The organism is Saccharophagus sp. K07 (assembly GCF_014336955.1).
GTDB lineage: Bacteria > Pseudomonadota > Gammaproteobacteria > Pseudomonadales > Cellvibrionaceae > UBA5868.
In genome coordinates this window covers 14,840-39,506 of the sequence record NZ_QRAI01000004.1, presented here as the reverse complement: position 1 = coordinate 39,506, position 24,667 = coordinate 14,840, and the positions used below count along the sequence as shown (strand labels likewise).

General features: G+C 53.3%; 18 protein-coding genes. 5 read left to right on the top strand and 13 right to left on the bottom strand.

Translation table 11 applies throughout. The annotated features are described in order from the left end of the window. Positions 1–10 precede the first annotated feature (10 nt). Together DWB84_RS12470 and DWB84_RS12465 are read left to right on the top strand one after the other, a co-directional pair. Positions 11–529 (top strand): DUF4405 domain-containing protein, encoded by a 519-nt coding sequence (locus tag DWB84_RS12470; RefSeq protein ID WP_187410148.1) that lies wholly within the window; start codon positions 11–13, stop codon positions 527–529. A 101-nt stretch (positions 530–630) separates the two neighbouring features. Next, positions 631–1,086, top strand: coding sequence for an N-acetyltransferase (locus DWB84_RS12465; RefSeq protein ID WP_255428988.1), 456 nt, complete (start codon positions 631–633; stop codon positions 1,084–1,086). 195 nt (positions 1,087–1,281) lie between these two features. On the opposite strand, the gene DWB84_RS12460 is transcribed toward DWB84_RS12465, so the two are convergent. Further along, the gene (locus tag DWB84_RS12460; protein ID WP_187410147.1) at positions 1,282–1,920 is read right to left on the bottom strand and encodes a hypothetical protein; all 639 of its coding nucleotides are present in this window, start codon (positions 1,918–1,920) and stop codon (positions 1,282–1,284) included. A gap of 185 nt (positions 1,921–2,105) precedes the next feature. On the opposite strand from DWB84_RS12460, the gene DWB84_RS12455 reads away from it, so the two are divergent. Beyond that, a complete protein-coding gene (locus tag DWB84_RS12455) occupies positions 2,106–2,468 on the top strand; it encodes a hypothetical protein (RefSeq protein WP_187410146.1) in 363 nt (120 codons plus the stop codon). Between the two features lie 23 nt (positions 2,469–2,491). Here the strand turns inward: DWB84_RS12455 and DWB84_RS12450 are convergent, their stop codons facing one another. Beyond that, positions 2,492–3,973, bottom strand: coding sequence for a nucleoside hydrolase-like domain-containing protein (locus tag DWB84_RS12450; protein ID WP_187410145.1), 1,482 nt, complete (start codon positions 3,971–3,973; stop codon positions 2,492–2,494). A 157-nt stretch (positions 3,974–4,130) separates the two neighbouring features. On the opposite strand from DWB84_RS12450, the gene DWB84_RS12445 reads away from it, so the two are divergent. Beyond that, positions 4,131–4,484, top strand: coding sequence for a GFA family protein (locus DWB84_RS12445; protein WP_187410144.1), 354 nt, complete (start codon positions 4,131–4,133; stop codon positions 4,482–4,484). Positions 4,485–4,501: 17 nt separating this feature from the next. After that, on the top strand, positions 4,502–5,047 hold the full coding sequence (locus DWB84_RS12440; protein ID WP_187410143.1) for a nucleotidyltransferase family protein: 546 nt from the start codon (positions 4,502–4,504) through the stop codon (positions 5,045–5,047). Between the two features lie 15 nt (positions 5,048–5,062). Here DWB84_RS12440 and DWB84_RS12435 read toward each other — a convergent pair whose 3' ends face one another. From DWB84_RS12435 to DWB84_RS12385, 11 genes are all read right to left on the bottom strand, one after another. Then, entirely contained in the window at positions 5,063–6,040 is a 978-nt protein-coding gene (locus tag DWB84_RS12435; RefSeq protein ID WP_187410142.1) for a diaminopimelate dehydrogenase, read from the bottom strand. A 280-nt stretch (positions 6,041–6,320) separates the two neighbouring features. After that, positions 6,321–6,713, bottom strand: a complete 393-nt coding sequence (locus DWB84_RS12430) for a hypothetical protein (RefSeq protein WP_187410141.1) — start codon at positions 6,711–6,713, stop codon at positions 6,321–6,323. Further along, complete coding sequence (locus DWB84_RS12425) at positions 6,704–7,258, bottom strand: hypothetical protein (RefSeq protein WP_187410140.1); 555 nt, start codon at positions 7,256–7,258, stop codon at positions 6,704–6,706. Before DWB84_RS12425 ends, DWB84_RS12430 begins: the two co-directional genes overlap by 10 nt. Positions 7,259–7,267: 9 nt before the next feature. Continuing rightward, positions 7,268–7,642: a hypothetical protein gene (locus tag DWB84_RS12420; protein WP_187410139.1), complete on the bottom strand. Its 375-nt coding sequence runs from the start codon at positions 7,640–7,642 to the stop codon at positions 7,268–7,270. A 327-nt stretch (positions 7,643–7,969) separates the two neighbouring features. Next, positions 7,970–8,653: a LysM peptidoglycan-binding domain-containing protein gene (locus tag DWB84_RS12415; protein WP_187410138.1), complete on the bottom strand. Its 684-nt coding sequence runs from the start codon at positions 8,651–8,653 to the stop codon at positions 7,970–7,972. Positions 8,654–8,754: 101 nt separating this feature from the next. Next, positions 8,755–10,239: a carboxypeptidase M32 gene (locus DWB84_RS12410; protein ID WP_187410137.1), complete on the bottom strand. Its 1,485-nt coding sequence runs from the start codon at positions 10,237–10,239 to the stop codon at positions 8,755–8,757. 107 nt (positions 10,240–10,346) lie between these two features. Next, positions 10,347–10,763, bottom strand: coding sequence for a cytochrome c5 family protein (locus tag DWB84_RS12405; protein WP_187410529.1), 417 nt, complete (start codon positions 10,761–10,763; stop codon positions 10,347–10,349). 192 nt (positions 10,764–10,955) lie between these two features. After that, on the bottom strand, positions 10,956–12,890 hold the full coding sequence (locus DWB84_RS12400; protein WP_187410136.1) for an ATP-binding protein: 1,935 nt from the start codon (positions 12,888–12,890) through the stop codon (positions 10,956–10,958). Between the two features lie 9 nt (positions 12,891–12,899). Then, on the bottom strand, positions 12,900–13,514 hold the full coding sequence (locus DWB84_RS12395) for a YfiR family protein (RefSeq protein ID WP_187410135.1): 615 nt from the start codon (positions 13,512–13,514) through the stop codon (positions 12,900–12,902). Further along, positions 13,511–22,948: a filamentous hemagglutinin N-terminal domain-containing protein gene (locus tag DWB84_RS12390; RefSeq protein ID WP_187410134.1), complete on the bottom strand. Its 9,438-nt coding sequence runs from the start codon at positions 22,946–22,948 to the stop codon at positions 13,511–13,513. The genes DWB84_RS12395 and DWB84_RS12390 overlap by 4 nt, the downstream gene beginning before the upstream one ends. Beyond that, positions 22,914–24,500 (bottom strand): ShlB/FhaC/HecB family hemolysin secretion/activation protein, encoded by a 1,587-nt coding sequence (locus DWB84_RS12385; protein ID WP_187410133.1) that lies wholly within the window; start codon positions 24,498–24,500, stop codon positions 22,914–22,916. Before DWB84_RS12385 ends, DWB84_RS12390 begins: the two co-directional genes overlap by 35 nt. Positions 24,501–24,667: the final 167 nt, after the last annotated feature.

The window sequence follows — 24,667 nt, the reverse complement described above, 5'->3', positions numbered from 1 at the left end:
GGAACTTGATATGAAAGCAGCAAAACCATTTACTTTACGCACCTGGTCCACACCTATCACCATAGGCTCCTTTATTTTGATGACCGTTACCGGCGTGCTGATGTTTTTTGATGTTGTACCCGGCTATCTCAGCTTCGCACACGAGTGGTTTTCGTGGATTTTTATTATAGGCGCAGCTGGACATATGGTGATAAATTTCAAACCGCTGACAAAACACCTGCGATCCAACTGGGGGCGGGGCAGCGTGGCTATTTTTTCCATGATTGTTTTTATTTCGACCTTTTCCTTCGGACATATCACCGCTCCGCAATTAAAATGGCCGATTTCCTATGCGCTTATTGACGCACCTCTGTCCGCGCTAGCCGATGTCACCCGCACCGATCATACTGAGCTGTTGCAGAAACTGAAAAATCACGGCATAACCGCCACGCTGGACCAGAATATTAGAGAGTTGGCGATCGAGCAAAATGTCGACGAGTTTCATATGTTGGGACTGGTTTTTCTTCTTGATAGCAGTACCCAACAATGATGCGGGGAGGGCATTACGCCCTCCTATTCCTAGAACGGCGCCTCACATCAGCAGCTACAAATTATTTAACTTCCAATCCCTCAGAGCCTGTATGATGCCATTTGGCAAAGATCAAACTTCAACCAGCTTTTATGATTCGTAAATTTTTATCCGAAGATATGGATGCTGTACTCGATATATGGCTGTCCGCCTCACTCAAGGCACATGATTTTGTCGAGGCAAATTTTTGGCGCTCACAGCTGCAAAATATGCGAGACATTTATATTCCCGCATCCGACGTTTACATATATGAAGATAAGTCGGAAGTTCTCGGCTTTGTTGCACTTCTGGATGACAGACTGGCCGCAATTTTTGTCAAACCCGATAAGCAGGGAGAAGGTATAGGAAAAGCGCTTGTTGAACACGCCAAAACCATAAGAAAAACTCTTACCCTATCCGTGTATAAAGCCAATATACCCAGCATCCATTTTTATAAATCGCAGGGGTTTTTCATTATTGAAGAAAGCCTAGACAGCGCTACAGGTCAGAAAGAGTATGTTATGCGTTTTCCCTCTTAAATCAGGTTATCCTGGATGGCAAAATTTGATATATAGATCTTAGTTGCCGCTTGACGATGTTACATGGGCTAGCGGAGTCGATCATTAATATTTGATTGACCAAAAAAATAGAAAAGGGGCAGCGCCCCCGGGATTAGCAAAACAATCACTGCGAGATATTAGTTACGCGAGCCAGGACAGGCCTGTAATACCTTATTAGAACTTGGGTCTAAGCATTATGATCGCGCCCAATGTTGCTTGTCCCATATCAACATTCATATTTTCTGATTTCATTTTGCCCGATCCTACGCCCCAGGATACCCCCATACCGAATCCGCTGTGTCCAAAAAACCATATATGACGTCCCGCTACGGCTAGCATTTTCGTATTTTTACCATCGCTATAAGAAACCGAGATGACCCCGTAGCGGAGATCTGTCTCTTTCTCCCAAAAAACCTTTATTGAGTTAACTGCCTCAGCACCCTTAGCATTGACCCTTCCATAGCCAATGCCCCAATACAAACCATCTGCTTCACGGGGCATACGATAACCAAAGCCGAAAGAGCGACCCGATTCCTTTATATTGACATCATAGGTTTCATCATTGATTTGCATTTCGTCTATCGATAGTCTCGCAGCGCCCAACTGCCCATAAAAACCCTGCTCTGATTGAAAGGTCACCAATCCGGTCAACGCGCCACCCACATAAGCCACCTCGTCATATTCGTCATCATACGCCACTGACTCGATGCTATACGCAGCATCTATTCTGACAAGATTTCCTGAAACCGCTTGATCCGCATGAGTCTGACTTCCACATAGAATCAATAGCGCACAAATCAAATTTCGATACATTTATCTCTCCCGATAAACCATGTTAAGCATATTTCTATAAACCCTCTATGGACGTTAGAACAACAAATAGGTCTTCGCAACTTCAAAGCTCCAAAAATCAGCCCAGGTTGCGGCGACCATACGATTTATTTATTGAGACCTAAGTAAAATTGTCATAAGGTGGCAGCACACAGGAGACCCCCAAAATGAGAAAACTTATTTACATCAAAGTCTTTAAAGGTTATCTGGAAGCCAGAACGGTAGGGGAAAATAACGAGAAGCAGTTTCCGTCACAGGGGCTGGCACATCCTCGTTCTTTAGCGGGGAAATTCTCTGATGTCGAGGACGCATTTAAACGCGCAGTTGCCAGTCAACCCAAAACCTTGTTTGGTTTAATCAAACCAAAGCTGCTGATACACCTGGTTTCGAAAATGGAAGGCGGTTATACCGAATTGGAACTCAGATTTTTTCGGGAAGCTGCGGCAGCGAGTGGGGTATCGCAAATATTTCTATTGGATGATCAGTATGGTCCATTATCAGACGGCGAGTTGCTTATCAAATTTAAATAATTCGCCGTCTATAGCACGAAAAATTATTTACGCACCTCTGCGATAATTCTTCGATATCTGGTTAATTTCGGCATGCCATTATCCGTCACTGCCAAGATAATATGCACAAGGCCTTTTTCACACTCCGGATTGCGATTATGCCAGTCGCCGCGGCAGGTTTTTAACGCTTTAAAAGTAGCTTTGCTGCCGTTGATGTTGGTGAATTCCACTCCTGCCATGGATTGACCGGGTTCATAGCCCGCTTCCGGATAGATTATCCATTGATAGGAAAGTGCGTGCCCGTCTGGATCATGGCTTTCGCTGGCATCCAGCACCAGAGTTTTACCAACTTCAATCGAAACCCGAATAGGTTCACTTCCTGTAACGCCATTTACAATGATCACCGGATGATGGTTGGCCTGTTTATAAGGCTTGATTGTCCAATCCATGCGCGCGGCAAAATCGTGTTGAAAGGCTTCGCGCCAGCGCCAAATAGTGGCTTGATCGGAAACGTAGGTTTTGCCGTCGATACCAATGACTTCATCCTGCGACGTTAAACTTCCGCCACCGCCGCCTTGTGTCCATATTTTTCGCGTTTCACCTTTGGGTTGGCGATACACATAACGCCCACCCCAACCGCCCCAAGACGGGGATTCATAGCTGGCCAAACCGTTATTGAGCAGATGCAAAAAGGCGGGTGTATCGCCTTCCATAATATATTCAAATTTCGGGTAATGTTTGCCCAGCGGTCCTTTACGAATATTGGCTTCCAACCATTCATTGGTAATTAAACTGCTGTCTGCGCCCATACCGTTGCGATAAAAAAAATCACCCGCAATTCCGGTCCAGGTTGCGTAGTAATAATCGTCACTGTCTTGTGAGGAGGGCATCACTATATAAAACAAATCGGGAAATTCTCTGCGAATCCATAAGCCCGCATCGTCCTGATCGGAAATGGAATAGACTTTTAATTTTGCGACAAACGCAGCCAGTTCTTCCGCAGAACGCGTTGCCCGTACATCCCATAAGGCTTGCGCCAGCGTATTGGCACCACCCCAAATACTGATCCACAGCGGTCGATTATCCGCTCGGTCTGCCGCTTGAATTAATGCTCGCGAACCGTCCGTGGATTTGCCATTGCCGACGGCGGCCATGCCATAGCTGGGCTGGCCACTGCTGACCAAGGAAAGAAGGGTTTTGCCTTCCGGCCAGCCTTTTTCATGCTTCAGTAAATTCGGCCTGACTTTGCCGTAGGTTTTAATAATTTCGCGCAAAGTTTGCGGTTGCGTGTGATTGCGTTGCCAAGTGGAGGTGGTCGCAACCAGACCTTCGATATCCAGTTCATTGGCATACATCAACAAACGCACAAACGACATTTGGTCATCTGGCTCATTGCCTATGTCGGTGAGAACAAATATGCGGTTTTTGCTTGTTTCAGCTATGGCTTGGTTAGCTATGACAAAACCAATCATCAAACTCAATATGACAAAGACTGACCTTGTGATTTTTCCCCGGGAGATTTGCATAAAACGTCTCGGTAAAAATTAAGCAATATTTTTCCTTAGCCATACGATTTTTCTGAATCTCCCTTTTCGGCCCATTTAATATTAGTTCTTGTTTCACATTTGGAAAACCTCCAAACTGAACGATTTCAATCAAACGCAATAGCGTTCGGAGACAGCGATGTACGAAGGTTCATGTTTATGCGGCAGCGTCAAATATAGAGTTGGCGAGACTATTGCAGAGATTGAATGTTGCCATTGCCTTACCTGCCGCAAGGCGCATGCTTCTGCTTTCTCAATGGGTGTCACCATAGCTCGCGAAAGTTTCACTCTGATATCTGGCGCTGATTTACTAAAAGAAATTGAATCCTCTGCTGCAAAATTCCGCGTATTTTGTGGTAATTGCGGCTCCCATCTTTACGCTTACCGAACGGCAGCACCGTCAACATTGCGATTAAGACCGGCGTGCCTGGATACTGATCTTTCCGGCTTTTCGATCAAACATACTTATTGCGAGAATCGACTCTCTTTGTAAGAGATGTCAACTATTTCATGAACTATGAAGCCGTCATCAAACGATGGATTGAGTGCGATTCACTGCGCATGGATGCGCTTTCTACCGCAGCAGAAATGCAACTACCGGATTGGTGCCTTGCGGCAGGTTTTGTCAGAAATCTGGTGTGGGACAAGCTGCATGATTATTCATTGCCAACCGCGCTGAACGACATAGATCTTATTTATTTTGATCCAAGCGATGTTTCTGCAGAAAGAGATCGCGAAATCGAAAGCAAATTAACGGATCGGCTGCCTATTTTATGGTCCGTTAAAAATCAGGCGCGCATGCACCAACGCAATAACGACAACCCCTATACATCCACTCTGGACGCCATGAGTTATTGGGTGGAGATTGAAACCGCCGTTGGAGCGACTTTGAGTGAATCGGGTGAAATTGCCTTGCTGTCGCCTTTTGGCTTTGAGCCGCTGTTTGAGTACACCATTACACTCAATGACAAACGACCCAAGCCGCAGGAATTCGAAAAGCGAATAACATCTAAAAGATGGTTGGAGATTTGGCCCAAATTAAGGGTTAGAACATAACCCCTATTTAGTTTATTACAGCAACTCTTTGCGCAGTTCTGCCCCGGATTTTGGCGAAAGATACGCAAACGGAATATCCAAAACTGTTTTAGCGCCCACCGCGCCCTCTTGCGCTAATTTAAACGCAGCTCGTGCATACGCGACCAACACGCTCGCGGTAAATTCCGGATTACTGCTGAGCTTGATGGAAAATTCCATTAATTGGGTTGAGTCTGCACCGGTTTTGCCGCTGCGTAGAACATAGCCGCCGTGTGGCATAGCGGCGTGATCGCGCTTTAATTCTTCTTCCGTAATAAAAGTCACCGTGGTGTCATAGTCGGCAAAATAATTCGGCATATTGACGATCGCCTCGACGATGGCCGCTTGATCCGCGCCCTCTTCAGCAACGACAAAACAATCCCGTCTATGTTTTTCTCGCGTGCTTAATACTGGATTTTCGCCAGCGCGTACGCGAGCCAAGGCATTTTCAGAAGGTACGGTGTACTGCACACCGGCTTTTACACCGGGGACCCGGCGGATGGCGTCGGAGTGACCTTGGCTCACACCTTTGCCCCAGAAGGTGTAGTCCACACCTTGCGGCAAAATGGCTTGCCCCAAAAGACGATTGAGAGAAAACAGACCCGGGTCCCACCCCGTCGAAATCACACTGACGTTGCCACCCGCAACCGCAGCCGCATTGACGCGCTCGAAATACTCGGGAATTTTGCCGTGGTTGTCGTAACTGTCGACGGTATTAAAATGCCGCGCAAACGCCGGACACTGTTCTGGCAAATCCGTTGCCGACCCGCCGCACAGGATCATCACATCGACGCGATCCTTAAAGTTCATCACCTCATCGACCGAATAGACCTTGGCCTTACTGGGAACACTGGCAGGATCTCGCCGACTGAAAACACCGACTAAGGTCATATCGGGATTCTGTGCAATCGCCAACTCAACCCCACGCCCAAGGTTGCCGTAGCCAATAATGCCAATACGGATAGGAGTACTCATATCTCAACCTCACCTTCTGCTTGCCAAAAAGGAGGCATTATACGCACCGAGCGTGCGCGTGGCGGAACTTGACACCCAATCTACTAAGCCTAGAAAGCAAAAAAGGCGCTTCAATGCGCCTTTTAAGTTACTTCTGCAGTCTCAGCCAAGCCAATGGTTGTAGTCAAAAACTGAAAAAAATCGCCCACTTCACTACAGCGCAAACATCGAAACGCTGAGCAGGGCCACAGAACAATTGAACTATCCATCATTCAAAAAAAATCTGCGACAAGCCCCCATTTCAACAATGACCAAGTATGCAGAATGCACTAAGTAAAAAAATACCCAGGATAAAAAACAAAGAAAAAACCGTTAACAGCACTCTGATTAAAAGCTTTGACACGATACGAAACCAGGGGGGAGCTAATTTATAAGCTTCCGTTAATCCACGCTTTTTACCACTACTCGGCCAGCCAGCAATTCGCATAAACATGACCGTCCTCATATACGCAAAAGGAAAGCCAGTAAAAAACTCAATTTCTGCAGGAGAAAAGTAGGGTTCCTTAAAATAGTTTTTTAGCAAGCTCTTGGGCACAAAGAAATGCAGGATAAAAACAACCACGAGCCAACCCATAAGGATGAAGAGCAGAATTGCCCATAGGTATGTTGGGTAGCGTAAAAGCTCTAACGACATATGGAATCCACACCCGCTCCCGATACAAAGTCCACCTCGCTACCCAAAGCAGTGTAAGCCTTCTTTGCGAGATACCCGCTACCAAAACTAAAAGCAGCACTCCCCGCAGCCAGAACTAAAGCCGTTCCCCAACCGACTGGATTTGACACAAGAAAGAGAGTTATTGCATAACCAGCCGCCAAGCCAATAGAAGTGCTCGCCACCGTCTCCACAAATATCTCGTTCTTCTTTTGTCGATCATCAGTATCTGCGATTTGAATACAAGAAGCCGCCACGCCAACACCAGTCAGCACATACCCACCGTGTTTGCCATATGTGGCGAGCCTCTTAAGGCGCGCGGCTTGGTCGGTGATATTTTTAGTAGCGGGAATACCGCCACCGCGGGCGATGCGGATGGCCTCATGGGAAGTTTTATTGCCGAAGAGCCAGCGCTCGAAAGGGCCGATATTGTTTTTGAATTGATTGAGCAAGAGTCGGCGCTGGCAGTCGTATTGGTTTTTGCTGATGCCGCCGAATTTGTCCTGGGCATAAAGATCACCGAACACAAAAAGACTCTATAAAGCAAAAAAGAAAAAAAGCCCTAATCCAATCAGAGGTAGTGAAAATATCAAGAATGCAGTCAAAATGATTTTCGAGGCGGTTTGAAACCACAACGGAGTCAATTTGTAAGCTTCTGTCAGGCCTCTCTTTTTCCCGCTTTGCGGAAAGCCCGCCAAGCGCATAAACATAACGGTTCTCATGTAGCCAAACGGGAATCCAGTGAAAAACTCGATTTCCGCCGGCGAGAAATACGGCTCTTTAAAATAGACTTGTAACAGTCGTTTCGGAACTAATACGTGCATGACAAAAATACAGGCGAGACATGCCATTGCGGCGGCCCATAAAAAGACGCCTAAATTAAACAATGTGCTGATTAATTCTTCCGACATATGGAATCCAGACCTGTGCCAGCAACGAAATCGACCTCGCTACCACTGGCGGTGTAAGCCTTCTTCGCACCGTAGCCTGCTCCGTAGCTAACTGCCGCACTTCCTGCTGCCAGGACCAGCGCCGTGCCCCAACCCACTGGGTTTGACACCAAAAACATGCTAACGAGGACGCCACCTATTAGCCCAACGGATGTACTCGCCACCGTCTCCACCAATATCTCATTTTTCTCCTGCCGGCTATCCGTATCCGCAATTTGCATACAAGAGGCGGCGACACCGACGCCGGTCAATACATACCCACCGTGTTTGCCATATGCTGCGAGCCTCTTAAGGCGCGCGGCTTGGTCTGATATTTTTAGTAGCGGGAATACCGCCGCCGCGGGCGATGCGGATGGCCTCATGGGAAGTTTTATTGCCGAAGAGCCAGCGCTCGAAAGGGCCGATATTGTTTTTGAATTGATTGAGTAAGAGTCGGCGCTGGTAGTCGTATTGGTTTTTACTAAGGGCGCCGGATTTGTAGCGAGCGTAAAGCTCGCTGATCTGCTCGATCAAACCAATATTGGCCGGGCTGAGGAGATTACCTTTAGCGCCTGCGGCGATGCTGCCAGGAATCACAAGATAATTAGAATTCTGCGCCAGCCAGCTCAGCATCCAAAAATCCAATTCATCCTGAGCGGGGATATCGTTGAGCACAAAGCTCTCTGGGCCATACTCCGCCGGGCACATGGCAGCGGATGGGAGAACAAAAGGTGTTGATACCGGATTGAATAAGGGACTGGAGGCAACAACTGGTGTTGGCGCTGCATTTGGAATCGCCATCAACCGCAGCAGTGACCCCGTTCGGATCAGGCTTGGGTCTTTGATATGGGGATTGAGGGACAGTATCTGGTTGAGAATCTTGTTGTAACTCGGACTGCGCGGCCCTACACCGTAGAACTTGGCCATGATCATCGAAAGGCTATCGCCTGCTTTGATCCGGTACTCAAAATATTCAGGGATTAAAGTGTCCATAAAAACTCCTTTTCATTGGTAGGTGATCCGTAAGCGAACGCATAGTGTATTCATGATGTTCGGGGCAAGCAAATCTCGCTCCGAGCATAAGAACGACACCATCACAAATATCGCGCCCGCAAATGCCGTTGAAAATACGCGGGGTTAAGGCTTTCTCCGGTCGCACTGCGAATTAATTCATCGGTGCTCAAGGTGCTGGCTTTTTGCCAGATATGGGTTTTGAGCCAGTTGAACAATTCGGTTAATTCACCGCGCAGGATATTTTCCCGGAGGTTGGGAATGGATCTATCGACAGCGGCAAATAACTGCGCGGCGTACATTGCGCCCAGGGTATAAGTCGGGAAATAACCGAACGCACCGCCGGTCCAGTGAATATCCTGCATACAGCCGTCGCGGTAATTGTCCAGTGTCGATAGCCCGAGATAGGTCTGCATTTTTTCATGCCATACATCTGGAATATCCGCCGGAGCCAAAGTCCCCTCGATAAGTGCACGTTCGATTTCGTAGCGCAAAATCACGTGGGCGGGATAGGTGACTTCGTCCGCGTTAACGCGGATATAACCGCGCTTCATGCGCGTATTAAAACGGTGGAGATTGTCAGCGGAAAATGCCGGATCGGATTCGCGCGCAAATACCTTGGCAGCCATAGGCGCTAATAATTCGGCAAATTCACGACTGCGCGCCAACTGCATTTCAAAAAACAAACTCTGGGATTCGTGTACGCCCATGGAACGCGCCTGGCCCACTGGCAGACCGGACCATTCGCGCGGCAGATTTTGTTCGTAGCGCGCATGGCCGGATTCGTGAATAACGCCGAGCAACGTTTTTACAAAATCCGCTTCGTCATAGCGCGTAGTAATGCGCACATCGGTTGGCACGCCGCCGCAAAATGGATGAGCGCTGACGTCCAGACGGCCGTGATTAAAATCAAAACCGAGTAATGCCATTACGCTCTGACTGAGTTCTTTTTGTTTTTCGGTTGGGAAAGGCCCTTGCGGCACAGTAAAGGTTCGCGTTTTTTGTTTTTCTTCTGCAGTCCTAATCAAATCCGGCAGCCAGGTAACCAAATCGCCGAATAGAGCGTCGAGCTGGGCGCAGGTCATGCCGGGTTCGTATAAATCCAGCAATGCGTCGTACGCACTGGTTCCCGTCGCCTCTGCACGAATTGCCGCTTCTTCACGCGCAAGTTGAATCACTTCCGTCAAATTGGGCAGAAATCCCTGCCAGTCGTTATTTTTGCGCTGCTCGCGCCAGGCGTGTTCGCAGCGGCTAGCAGCCAGCGCCTTTGCCTCCACCAGATGGGCGGGCAGCACAGTATCGAGCCGCCAATTGCGCTCCATGGCTTGCAGGCTCACCCGCTCGGCATCACTCAACTCTTCCTGCTTGGCCGCAGCAAACCAGTCCGCCAATTGTGGCGCTGTGGCCATTTCGTGCATGACCACCGCGAGTTCCGCCAGAGCCTCACCACGCGCCTGATTGCCGCCGGGCGGCATCATGGTCGCCTGATCCCAGCCGCATATGGATCCCAAATGAGACAGGCGGGAGAGTTTGCGAAAGTGGTTTGCCAATTTTTCGTAGTAGCTCATCTGAAAAATCCTATCTGATGTCTGCCGACGCATATGGGGAAAGGATAGAAGAAAGGTTTACAAAAATAGGGGCATAAAAAAACCGCCCGAAGGCGGTTTTTTGCAATTTATTTGGAGCTCGCCAGTATGTGGTCCACAGCGTGTTTGATTTCCTCTTCGCTGCAGTCCATGCACATACCCTTGGCCGGCATGGCTTTAAAGCCTTTGAGTGCACTTTCATACAAGCCGTCTACGCCGCGCTCAGACAGGCGCGGTGCCCACGCCGCTGCATCACCTAATTTCGGCGCACCTGCAGCGCCAGTGGCGTGGCAGGTAAAACATTTGGTGGAGTAAACCTGTTCACCACTGCGGGGTTCACCGGAGGAGGCACTAGCGACAACTGCCGCTGCGCAAGGATCGCCCGCCATGCAGACTTCTCCAACGGGCTTGGTTCGATCCGCTACGGTTTCGGTAGCGGCGTATACAGCGACAGAGAAACCGGTAATGACGGCCAAAAGACCTAAGGCCTTGATCATTGAGGGCATAAATTTCACGAGAGTGTCTCCTTGGGCCAAAAATGAGAGAAACATGAAAAATTCGTGCGCGGATTATACGCGCTGTGCGGGGGTTTCATACGGATAAATCGCAAAACATTACTTTCGGATGGGCTTTTGCTGGTGTCACCAATACCTATGCTGCTGACAGCGGTCGCAGCAGGGTGGGTACAGGTCCGCAACCTACTGCAAAAGATGGTTGATCAATGCGCGTAAACGCGCCGGTTTAACTGGTTTGCGCAGAGCTGCGAAACCGGTGGCTTTGATTTTTTCCCAAACCGCTTCATCTTCCGCCGCACTGATAATGCATGCCGGAATATCCCGCTGCAGGCATTGGCGTGCCGTATGGATAGCCAGATCACCCGTTTCCGTCGGGCCGAGTTCGTAGTCGGAAATAATCACCTCGGGAACACGCCCACCCTGACGGTAGTAGGTTTCCATCGATTGGATGTCGGCAAAATCATCCACTATGAAGCCCCATTCCGTGAGCGTCATCTTAAGCGCCTGACGTATATCGGAGTTGTCATCGATCAACAAAATGCGGGTTTCTTCCAGCTCTTGCAGGCCCTCCAGAGTGGCCACATCGCCGGTGAACTTGCGATCCATGGGTCGCAGGTCGCCCATTGGAACAGCCACTCGGCGCGCCGGTGTGGGTTCATCCACTAGCGGTACAACTAGGCGAAATACCGTGCCACGTCCCTCGCGCGATTCCACGGTTAAGTGATAACCCAGACTATCGACGAACTGCTTGACGATGGCGAGGCCGAGACCAAAGCCGCCGCGCTGCTCGCGATCTTCGCCTTTAACCTGGACAAACTTGCTGAAAATCTCCTGCTGTTGCGCCTTGGGAATGCCGCGCCCGGTATCCCACACTTCGACGACGAGGCGATCGCCGCGCCGGCGACAACCGAGCAGTACACCGCCTTGATCGGTGTAGCGGATGGCATTGCTGAGCAGGTTGCGGATAATGCGCTCCAGCAGAGCGCCGTGAGCCAACACCCGATATTCGCAGGTGTGGAAGCGCAAGCGCAGGCCTTTTTCCTGGGCAATGGCTTCAAATTCCAAAAAGACTTTGCTGAGCAGTTGTTTGATGGAGATCGGCTGAGTGCCCGCCGCTTTCAGGTCGAACTCGTAGCGCGACACATCGAGAATTTCGTTGAACAAACTGGTGAGATTTTGCTGTGCCTGGCGCAGTTTTTCGACCACCGCGAGTTGGTCCGGATCGGTGGTTTTTTTCTGCAGGGTCTGGGCAAAAATGCTCATGGCCTGCAGCGGCTGGCGCAAATCGTGGGCGGCGCTGTTGAACAGGTCTTTGATCTGCTGGTTGCGCAATTCCAGGGATGCGGCGGTGGATTCCGCCTCCGCACTTTTTTCCACCAGACCGCGGTAGAGCATCTCCAGATCGCGGTTGTTTTTCTCCACGATCTCCAGCATTTCGTTAAAGGACTCCACCAGCCGCCCGGTTTCATCGCGCCCATGCGCCCAGGCGCGCAGGCTGAGATTGTTGGAACGGCGCACATCGTCCATTACGTTGGCGAGGTTGATGATGGGTTGCACCACGCTGCGGCGCATGCGACGCGTCATCAGGAACGCCACCAGCAAAGCGGCTGCAGTTACGAAAATACTGGTGACGATCCACTTGTTGGTGCGCTCGGAAATCGGCGACAGGTCGGATGCAACCAGCACATAACCCAGCCGCTGCCCTTTGCGGAAGATCGGCTCCACCACTTCCAGTAAATCCTGCCGCCCGAGCAACTGGTTGCTGTCCTGATAATCGAGCACCTCCGCGCAGGGGGGAAATTCGCTCTCTTTGCGGTGAAAACGGGCAAACAATGCCTGTTGTTCGTCGTAAATACAGGCGTATTGCACGGTGGAGCGCAAGGCGAGGGTGGTGAGGTTTTCCAGCGCGTTGGCCCGGTCGCCGAAGGCCACGGCGGCGGCGCTGCGCGCGGCGGTAATGCGGGCGAGCACGCGCATTTCCTCGCTCAGGTCGCGTTTAACGTTCTCGCGGTCGAAGGAAATAAAGTTGGCGACAGTGACGATCATCGCGGAGGCGATACCTATGCCGATGATCAGCGAAATTTTGCGCTGTATCGAGAGATCGCGGTATCGCAGCATGCTGGAAACTCAGGGACCAGTGCGGGAGTTGCGTTTAATCACCCGAGCCAGCGCCAACAGGTCGGAATCCAGAAACAGGCCGTTCAGCAAAGCGTTTTCGATATTCACGTCGAACTGCACGCGATCGCGCGTACGCAGAATATTGATGATGCCGCCTTTATCGGCAAAACCTTGGCGATCGCCAATGCTGAGGACGTAGATGTATTGAATCTCCTGCCAAAAGGTCGGCAACCGCACCCGCTCATCCTGGCCGACGTACAAAATATGGCAGCCGGAGCGAATTTCTTCGATTTGATCCGCCTTTTGCACCGTCAACGTCCGCTCGCCGATGCGCGTGCCGGAGAAGGTGTAAAGATAGGGGCCGAAATCCACCTCGCCGAACAAGCAGACTTTGATGGGCGCGGTTTTATTGGCAAACGCATCATCCGGCCATTCAACGAAGTTGGCGAAGTTGTAGACGAACTGAGCGCGCACCTGGAGTTCCGCTTCACTGGCCTTCTGCGCATAGGCATCGGCAGCCGGCAGCCACAACGCTACCAAAAGCGCGGCCAGTCGGCGGCACCAAGGCAGATGCGAATACTGACGTTGCAACGGCGGGACTGCGTCCAACCAACGGCCAATCATCTACGGATCTCCGTTTTCGGCGGCATTTCACCGCCGACTAACCAATGTGACAGGAAGGACTTGAGCGCGGCGTCCACCCGGCAGCGGTGCTGATTTTTCTGATCCAGTTCATCACAGGTGCCGAACACCTGCTCAAACTGTTGCGCCGCCTGCGGACCGGACTTGTTCACCTCGTCCACTATATCCAGATTGCCATCGAGATCGTCCAACTCGTCCAATACTCCACCGGGTGCCGGTTGTGCTGCGTAATCGGCCACGATCACTAGACGCCGGTTCTGTCCGACGCTCTGCCACGGCTCTGCTGCTACCAGTTCACCGTTGATCAATACCGTACCAGTGCGCGGATCATTGGAATTGTTGAATATCTCAATCGAGCTGTTGGAAGTATGGACCAAGGTCCGTGATGCTTCCTCCGCCGTCCCCAACGGGCGCGTATCCAAAAGAACATCGCCGCCGATGGCGCGCAAAGTTGCCGAGCCGTTCGCACTGCCCAAAGTTATGCTGCGCGCGGCGGCGCTGGTATCGGTAAGACGAATGCTGATTCCATACAGGTCATCGGCGTCCCGATCAACGGTATTGGTAGACGACAAAGTGGTGGGGCCAGAGGTAGTGACACTGCCTTCCTGGATTTCCAAGTCGATCATACCGGCGCGCTGGCCATCCGCTGTTAAATCCGCTGCGCTGATATTGTCGGACAGCACCAAGTCACCGCTGCTCAATGCGAGGGAGAAATTCCCGTTTTCAATCATCACCGCGTTGGAATCGCCATTGAGGTCCTGCAAACGCAGTCCATTGGCCGCTGCAACCGTCAAATTGCCCTTGCCGCGCAGCAAAGCATCCAGAGAGTCGGCATTGACCGTCCAATTGTGGTTGCCGCCCACATTGTTCAGACGCACCGCAAGTTCCCGCGCCGACAGCGACAGTGAACGGTCGCCATCGAGCAAATCCACCGCGTCTATGGTGAGGCGGTTGCTGGCTGCAAGGCCGGTTGCAGGAACGGTCAGAGTGCCATTAACCGAGAGCGAAAGATTGGTCACATTCGGCACCGCAAAACGCTGCAGGGTGAGGCTGCGGTCGTTCTGGATCGACAGGGCGTTGGCCGAGTTGTAGGTCAGGCCGAGTTGGCTCATACGGGTAACCAGGGACAGATCCTGATTTCCGGTGAGCGTCAGGTCGCCACTGTTTGCTGCCAGAACCACAGGTCCGCCGCCGGCGGTATTCATACGCGCTGCGGTCACCCGCAGCATGTCTGCTACCGACACGCCGCCGTTGGCCAGGGTCAATTGATCCGCCGCCGTCAGCGCCAGCTCATCGACAGCGTAGGTGTTCTGCAGCAGCGTGATATTCGCGCCGTTAAACGCCATGTCCGTGCCGCTCAAATTGCCGATCTGCAGATTGCCGCTGGTCGCGACATCAACGGCGCCGTCGCTGATTATGCTGTCGACGGTCAGAGCGCCGGTGTTGGTCAGATTTAAAGCGCCACCACCGCTAAGGTCGAGATTCAACCGGTCAATGTGGGTCGTCCAATTGGCCGCCTGCTGCTGGTCGCGCAAGGTTACTGACAAGCCGGCCGCCGTCAGGTCGAGATTGGCATCACCATCCAATACGCGGTCGGCAATCAAGGTGAGGTCGCCACTGACCGCCAGCCCGGCATCCGGAATCACTATATCGCCCGAGTTCAGGGTACGCAGGGTGAGGTCACCACCGATCACAGGAGCTGATTCCACCACCAAATTCGCATTGGTTGCTGTAAAGCTGGCGTTACCGCCCACGTTGACCGAATCCAGGGTCAGGCCGTTGTCATCGACCAGAGCAAAATCGCCCGCGCCGTCGATGCGCAAATTCAAACGCGCAAAATCGGTGGACCAGGCCTGAGCCAACGAGCCGCCGCGCAGGTGAATATCCGCGTTGGTCGCGATCAAGCGAATAGGCGAGTTGCTGATCAGTTCATCAGCCACCACGGTCAAGTCACCGGAATGGGTAAGACCGGCGTTAGCAAGGATCAAATCGCCGCTGCCAATCGCAGCGAGGGTCAGTGCTCCGCCGACGTCGGGATTGGCTGTCAGCGTCAAATCAGCATTGGAGGTGCGGAAGCTGGCGTCGCCGCCGGTTTTAACCGAATCCAAGACCAAACTGCCTTGATTGATAACCGCCAGCGCACCAGTGCCGGCAATATCCACCGCCAAGTGCGCAAAATCGGTGTTCCAGGTGCGCGCCAAACTGCCATCGCGCAAGGTGATATCCGCGTTGGTCGCGGCCAGGGTGACCTCGGAACCAGCGTTGCCCCGCAAGTTGTCCGCTACAACCGTCAAATCGCCGCTGTGCAGCAGCTGCGAATTCTGCAGCACCACGTCGCCGGAACCGTCGGCGATTAAGCTCAAACCTCCCGCGACCGAGGGAGCTGCCGTCAGAATCAGATCCGCGTTAGTGCTGGCAAAACTGGCCTCGCCGTCAGTGGTGATGACACCGAGAGTCAGCCCATCGGTATCCTGCACGGCAATCGCACCACCGCCAGCGATAGACAGGGTCAAGGTGTCGAAGCTGGTCGTCCAAGCGTGTGCGTCGGCGCTGTCGCGGAGGCGAATATCGGCATTAGTGGCAGCGAGTGTCAGGGTCTCATCAGTGCCGGTCAGATTGTCTGCGTTGATGGTCAGATTGCCGCTGTGCACAAGGCTGGAGCTGGTCAGAACCACATCGCCTATGCCAGCAGTGGCGAGGGTGAGATCTCCGTTGACCTCAGGATCAGCGTTCACGATCAAATTCGCACCTGTAGTCGTAAAACTCGCGTTGCCACCAGTGCGAATGGAGGTGAGAGTAAGACCATTCTCATCGGTCAAGCTAAATGCGCCGTCACCGTCGATCTGCAACGCCAACTCATCGAAGTCAGTCAGCCATGAAGTCGCAAGATCACCGCCGCGCAAAGTGATATCCGCAGTAGTGGCGGTGAGTCTTATATCCCCGCTTGACGCCAATACGTTGTCAGCCTCAATGGTCAAACGGTTTCCGTGTTCCAGGCCAGCGGCCGACACAATCACATCGCCGGAATCCTGGGTGATCAGAGCCAGCTCGCCGGCCACATCAATGGCCGAGCCGAGGGTCAAGTCGCCGCTGATCGTCCGGAATAGCGCGTTGCCGCCAGTGCTCGCGGAGGACAGGGTAAGAGCGCCGTTGTTGGTCAGGTTGAGAGAGCCGGTGCCGGCAATATCCAGTACCAGCTGAGCAAAATCGGTTGTCCAGTTGCGGGGCTGAGCACCGCCAGCGCGCAGGGTGATAGCGGCATTCACTGCGCTCAGGGACAGGTCGGCAGACGAGCCTTGCAAATTGTCGGCTTCGATCGTCAGATCGCCGCCTGCCGCCAAACTGTCGCCGGACAGAATCACATCACCGGTATACAGACTTAAATCGCCGCCAAAGGTCGGAGCACCTGTCAGCTCTACATTGCCCTCGGTTGCAGTGAATACAGCGTTGCCGTCGATAGAGCCGGAGCCAAAGGTGATATCGCCATTGGTAGAGGTAAATTCCCCATTGCCGCCAGCCGTTAGGGAAGTCACAGCCAAGTTGCCATCCGCGGTAAAACTCGCGTTGCCGTCGATGTTGGCAATACCCAGGGTCAAATCGCCGTTTGCGGAAATGCTGGCGTTGCCGCCGGTGGTAATTGCGGTCAGATCCAAAGCGCCGGTATTGGTCAAACTGAAATCGCCCGTGCTGGCGATAGTCAATACCAACTCGTCAAAGGTGGTATTCCAGATGCGGGCTTGATCTCCAGTATCACGCAGAGTGATATCGGCACTGGTAGCGGTCAGCGTCAGAGAGGGATCGGTAGTGACCAGATCATTGGCGTCGACAACCAGCTTGCCGCCAACATCCAGCCCACCACTTAGAACCACATCGCCGGCGCCCTGGGTGACCAGGTTTAAATCTCCGGTCACGGAAGGGGTATCCGTCAGAACTATATCGCCACCGCTGGTATTGAAAGTGACATCACCACCGAAGGTGCCAGCTCCCAGGGTAATCCCACCATTTTGCGCGGTGAAATCCGCATCGCCGTCAATCACACTCGTGCCAACCGTAAGATTCCCGGCGGTGGTAGTGAAAGATGCATTGCCTCCCGTTGTAACAGAGGTCAAAGACAAAGCTTTGCTATTAATCAAGCTAAAGTCGCCAGTGCCAGCAATATCCAACACCAGCTGATTGAAATCCGTCGACCAGTTTCGCGTGCCACCATCGCGCAGGGTGATATCGGCGTTCACCGCACTCAAGGTCAAGTCCGTAGAAGTGCCTCGCAAATCGTCGGCTTCGATCGTCAGATCGCCGCCCACTGCCAGACTGTTGCCCGCCAGAATCACATCGCCGGTAAACAGACTTAAGTCACCGCTAAAGGTAGGGGTGCCCGTCAGCTCCACATTGCCCGCAGTCGCATTAAATACCGTATCACCGTCGATGGTGCCGGAGCCAAAGGAGATATCGCCATTGATGGAAGTGAATGCCGCGTCGCCACCGGCGCTTACCGAGCCCAGGGTCAAATCGCCAGCGCCGCTAAATACGGCATCGCCACCAATGGAAGCAGTGCCAACGGCCAGGTCGCCCGCATTAGTCGAGATATTGGTATTGCCGCCGGTGCTTATCGAAACGAGGTCCAAAGCGCCGCTGTTGGTCAGGCTGAAATTGCCGGTGCCGGTAATATCCAATACCAGTTGGTCGAAGGTGGTTGTCCAATTGTGGGATTGGTTGCCCACATTGCGCAGGGTGATGTCGGCACTGGTTGCAGTCAGGGTCAGATCAGAATCGATATCCAGCAGATTGTCCGCGTCAACCGTTAAAACACCGCCGACACTGATAACGGAATTCAGCACAACCACATTGCCCGAACCCACAGTCGTCAGACTGAGATCACCCGTCACCGTCGGTGCGCTTGTCAGCACCACATTGCCATTGGTCGCACTGAACGCGGCGTTGCCGCCAATGGTTCCAGCGACAAAGGTCAAGTTGCCGCTCTCAGTGGCAAAACTGGCGTTGCCAATACCTGTATCGACAGAGGTGAGCTGCAAAGCGCCAGCGTTGGTCAGGTTGAAATCGCCCGTGCCGGCGATCGCCAGTGTCAGCTGAGCGAAATCCGTCTCCCAGTTTCTGTCCTGGTTACCCGCAGCGCTCAGGTCGATATTGGCGTTGGTCGCACTCAGGGTCAGATCAGCGGCAGCAGTGCTACCGCGTAAATTGTCGGCGGCGACAGTTAAATTCCCGCCCACGGTCAGGTTGTCACTGGTCAGAATCACGTCGCCAGCCGCATTGAACACCGCATTGCCGGCAATCGAGTTTGTGCCAAAGCTGATGTCGCCATCGGCAGCCGTTACGGTGACGTTGCCATTAGAGGTCAGTGAAGTCAGCGTCAGGTTTTCAGCAGCGGTAAATCCGGCATTGCCACCAACGGAAGCCGTTCCAATAGCCAGGTCGCCCGCGTTCGTAGTGACCGTGGTATTACCGCCGGTGGTTAGAGAAACAAGGTCCAAAGCGCCGCTGTTGGTCAGGCTGAAATTGCCCGTGCCGGTGATATCCAACACCAATTGGTCAAACGTGGTCGTCCAGCTGCGGGCCTGATTACCGGCATTGCGCAAGGTGATGTTGGCGTCGGTTGCGGTCAGGGTCAGGTTGGCATCGCCGTCCAACAGATTGTCGGCATCGACCGTTAAAGTACCGCCGATACTGATGCCGGCAGTGGGCAGAATCACATTTCCGGAACCCACCGTCGTCAGGGTCAGATCACCCATCACCGTCGGCGCATTGTTGAGCACCACATTGCCATTGGTCGCGCTGAACGCGGCGTCGCCATCAATAGTGCCTGCGACAAAGGTCAAGTTGCCGCTCTCAGTGGCAAAACTGGCGTTGCCAATACCCGTCTTGACCGAGGTCAGCTGCAAAGCGCCGGCATTGGTCAGGTTGAAATTGCCTCCCCCTGCGATTAACAGAGTCAGTTGATCGAAATCCGTATCCCAGTTTCGGTCCTGATTGCCAGCAGTGCGCAGGGTGATATCAGCATCGGCGCCGCCGAGGGAGACGTTGGAACTCGCATTGCTATCGCGCACGTCGTCGGCTGATATGGTCAGATTGCCAGTGACATTCAAGCTGGCCGTAGATAGCACCAGATTTCGGCCCACATTCAATGTGAGCTGACCACTGCTAACTGGCGTGGTATCTGTGATGGTGAGATCCGAGCCGTCCTCGGTAGTTACGGTCAGGTTCCCGTTGTTGCTGATGTTGTTGAGGGTGAGGTCATTGTCATCGTTCACCTGTACCGTCTGGCCGCCGGATAACTGCAACGCCAGGGTATTGAAGTCGACATTCAACGTGGATGCCGTCGCACCGGTAAGGGTCAGGTCGGCGTTATTGGCCGTCAGGCTAACTGTCGCGCTCGAGTTCGAGTCCACAATACGTGTGGCACTGACTGTCAGATTGCCAGTCGTGGTCCACCCCGTGTTGGGCACTATTAATTGGCCGTTGGCCACAGAGAAAGTCGCGGTGCCACCAATGGTGGGGGTGGACTGATTCAGGGTGAGATTTCCGGCGGTGGGCAGGCTGACGTTAAGGTCGTCGCCGACGTTCACGCTGGTCAGGTTCAGCGCCTGACTGTTGGATATAAACGCGCTGCCGTTGGCGGAGTTCAGCGTAAGAGTACCTACGCTAGTTTCCAGACCGTCCGCCAAAGCCCCTATAGAACCTGTGCCAGCGGTAAGGATGGCGCTGGTTGCAGAGAGATTTACACCGGAGCCGTTGGCGTCGGTGATGGAGCCGCCGGCATTAACCGTAATTGCGCCTCCCGTTAAGGCCCCTAACGCGACATTACCAGAGGTGGCGGTAATCCCGATGTTGCCCGACCCCGCATCCACCGCACCGTCCGCAGAGAAGAGCACGTTGCGAGGGGCCGTTAAGGTGATGGCCGCGCCGTCAAGGATGGCCGCATTGACCAGCAGATCCCGCCCCGCATTCAGCGTCAGCGCGCCATTCATGGACGTCAGATTGATGTCTTCTCCAACGGTCAGATCTGTACCCGAACCCGAGCTCACCATGATCGCACCCACAAGCGGCTCAATCGTTCCCAGAATCAAGTCGTCGGTATCATCGACAATGATGGTATTGGTTGACCGGTTGGTTACGCTGAGCGTATTGACCGTGGAATTGATCATGAGATTGCCACCGGTGGCCTCGGTGTCGATGATCAGATGGTCCGCGCCGAAATTTAAGGTTCTGGCGAATGTAAGATTGGTAATATCCGGGGCGTCCAGCCGCAGGGTGCCGGCCGTGGTAAAACCGTTTGGAATCAAAATGTGAGTGTCCGATTCGAAATCGAAGCTGTTACCGATCAGTTGGGCGCCCGACCCAATTGTTAATTGCCCTTCGGCGGACACAGCAGCCGAAGAAGTGGAACCGACAACAAGACGGGAAATCTCCAGATGTCCGGCGGCACGCACCCCGCTGATATTGCCTGTGGTGGTGGAAGCATCGAGCAAACTGACGCCGCCCTCATTATTACGAATGCTGAGCCCGCTTATCCCGGACTGCGCTTTCAAAGTCACTCCGCCGCCATTCGTCAGGAGCATGACGTCCCACAGGGAATTTCCGTTCTCGATTATCGCGCCGTTTTGAACATCCAATTTGATAGCGTCAAGGCCCGTCGCAGCTGAGGCCAGACCAGTAACTAAAGCGTCTCCATCAAGCACTGTAATATTTATCGTGCCCAAACCGCTGTTAACGATTCCACCTAATTCCCGATCCTCGGGAATTGGAGCGGTGGGATTTGAATCCTCGATGATGAAGCCATTAGCAGCAGTGAAATTCAGGTTCAGCCCGTCACCCTCACCACTAGAATCCCAGATTCCTCCGTACCTGGTAAAAATTATCTGGTTGTCTGCTTCCAGTGTTATGGAACGGCCCGTACCCAGACCATCGAAATCAAATACTGCATCAAAAGTTATATTGCCCGTTACTCCAGTATTTGACGGAGACATATAATTAGTGGCAATACGCACATTACCGTGGTTGACCAGCTGATTGCGCAGTGACGTCACACTGATCGTCGAGGCATTCTGTCCGCTATTGGGAAACCAGTTATTGGGATTGCCCCCGGTAAAGTCCGAGTTGAAATCACCCGCGGCCCCGTCAGTAATGGTGATATCGGTAGGATCGATATACCAAAGTCCGCCCTCACCATTGCTGGCACCTGTGTTCACATTACCGGCAACATTGATAAATTCGAGGCCGGACACCTCCACAAAACCGCCATCCCCTGCAATTTCGCCCCCGCGAGCGTTGATATTGGAATCTTCGGTAAACCAAGTCGATTTTTCCGCGATTATGACCACATCACCCGCATCGCCAACCTGATCGGCACTGGCGTCGATCAAACTGCCGGAATGCATGGCGATGGCGTTGTCGGCTAGCAGGGTGATAGTGCCGCCGTCACCGGTCCCCGCCGCTTTCGCCGTAATTTGGCCGGATTGGTTGATGGTTTCGGCAGTCAGGGTGATTTCACCGCCGGAACCCGCTGTTGCAGAGGCATCCACAGTCCCGCTATTGAGTATGCCCGCACCGCTCAGCAGATGAATCTCACCACCTTCGCCGGTGGCGCGCACGGCGCGGATCAGGCCGCTGTTATTGATGGCGGCGTCGTAGGCCAGTTTGGCTTTGTCGCTGGTCAGAATCAGCGCAACTTCACCTGCAGTCAGGGTGCCCTCATTGACTACTTGACCGAGCAGGTCGGCGTCCTCCACCAGAATTGGAATTTCGCTGCCGGGGGTGTGCAGCAGCGCCTGGCGGCTGGACTGTAAAACTATGTCGCCGTTGGCGACAGTGATTTCGCCGCGGTTGACGACTTCCGGAGCCAAGAGCACCACGCGGCCATCGGCGTTGATGCGGCCCTGGTTTTCCACGCGCCCGCTGGCCGCGCCGCTAAAGGCATCGCGCCCGGCGAGAAAATCCTGGTCAGAAATATCGAGAGTGGTAACCACCAAACTGCCGACATTGATCTCGGCCCCATTGCCGAACAGCACCCCATTGGGGTTGATCAGATACACCTGGCCGTTGGCGTTGAGCGCGCCGTGAATTTCCGACAGGCGATCGCCCATTACGCGGTTGAGTGCCACGGCATCGGCGCCCGGCTGATGGAAATTGACGGTCTGCTGATTGGCGATATCAAAGCTGTGGAAATTGAGGATGGCGCGCTGGCTGTTCTGTTGGATATCCATGACATTGCCGTTGACGGCAATGGAGGCGTCGCCAGCGACCACTTGGCCACCTTCGGGCAGGGCGTAAGCTGGTCCGGCCAGAGCCAGCAACACAGCAGCGTAGAGTTTTTTGCGGGGAATAGGCGCGCGCGCAAGGCCAATACCCATGCGCTCAGACGCAGGATTACTGCCAGCGGATTTCAAACAGAACCTGCTCATCGCTTTCGACCTCAACACCGTCAATTTTGCCCTCCAGCCCTTTTGCTCCTATCAACTGAGCATTGAACCTTCCGCCCCAGCTGAACGACAAACCAATGCCCGCACCGCTCAACTGCGCATCGCGCTTATTGCCGAGAATATTTTCCTTGTGGCCGTTGGCGTATTCGGCAAACAGATACGGCTCCAGGCGCCAGGAGGAGTCCGCCCGCTGCAACAAATTCGGCAGGCGCCACTCCAACGCCGCCAACACAGCGCTGTCGGCGCTGAACACCCCTGGTGCAAAACCTCTTACGCCATAGGCCCCGGACAAACCAAGCCCCTCAATGCTGGGCAAGATGTCCGGCGTGTACTGGCCGCGTGCATTCAGCTGCCACACGTTGCGCAAGCGACCGCGACCTGTGCCTTTGGCGACCAGCACGCTGAAATCCAGTTTGCTGAAGTCACCGTCCGGCAGGCCGTCGACTTCATACTCGCCGTAGCTGTATTCCAACAGGCTGTTGAATACGGCCCCGTGTTTGGCCGACTGCAAACTCTTGCTCCACTGCAGCGATACCACTTGGCTCAGCTCATCCGCCACCGTAATGGAGTCGGTTTCGATGTTGTTGCGCTTATCGTACACGCCCAGGCGCAAGGTGCTGCGCGCGGTGGGATGGTGGCGCGCCACATAGGTAAAACCCGTGCGCACGGTGGTGGCATCGCCTTTCAATCCCAGGGCCGCAAAGCGGTCGCCCACTTCAAACTGGTTGTTGCTGGCGCTGATATCCCAGATGAAATCGAGCCCACCGAAGGGGCGCTGATAGGCAATGCTGCCATAGGTGTTAGCCACGTCGTCCACGGCATAAAGCACTGCAAGCGACAGGCGGTCGAACTGGCCGGTGAGTTGATATTCCGAGTACTGCCCGATCAAACGATGCTCGCCGCTGGCCGGGCTGCCGTGGTTGTCGGCTTTTAAGGCGAATACGCGTTTGAGCTCAGGATCGACCCGCAGGTTTAGGAAGGTCTCACCCGCTTTTTTGCCGCGGGAATAAAACGCAAATACGCGATAGCCGCCCTGGGCTTTCAACGCCTGGACCTTTTCTTCCACGTCCGGGCCGTACAGAACCTTGCCCACCTGCTTGCGGAAAATGCGCGCGAAGCGGCGGTCCGGCCAGGAGGTTTGATTAATAACGTTAACCCCGCCCAAAAACCCTTCTTGCACACGCATTTCCACTATGCCGCCATCCACCCGTTGCGGCGGCAGATAAACCGTGTGGAAGACATAACCGCTATTGCGCAAAAAGAGAGTGAGTGCATCGGCTACCTGATGCAGCTCGTCAACGCTCATGGTTTCCGGAAAACGCGCTCGCTCCAGTGCAAGCCGTTTTTCCACTTCTTTTGGGGACAAACCGTGGCGGTAGGCGTGTTCGATTCCTTTCAAAGAGAAAGAAGTAACGCGCAGACGAAATGTATCGTCCGCGGGATTAACGCTTTGGGCATGGACTTGCGACGACAGCGGGACACCCGACAGGGCCACCAGCAGGGCTATCGATACAGCATTTATCCAATTTCGCATGTGTTTGAGTTATGGGTATCGGTGTATGGGAGGCGTACGACTCCTGTCTGTGCCGCAACGCAAAGCGAAGAGAAAACCGTGGCCCGGAAATCTTGTTATTAACTATAGACGACTTCTACGCACCAAAACGTATCGCATATTAGGAAAAATAGCGGTGATTTTCCGCC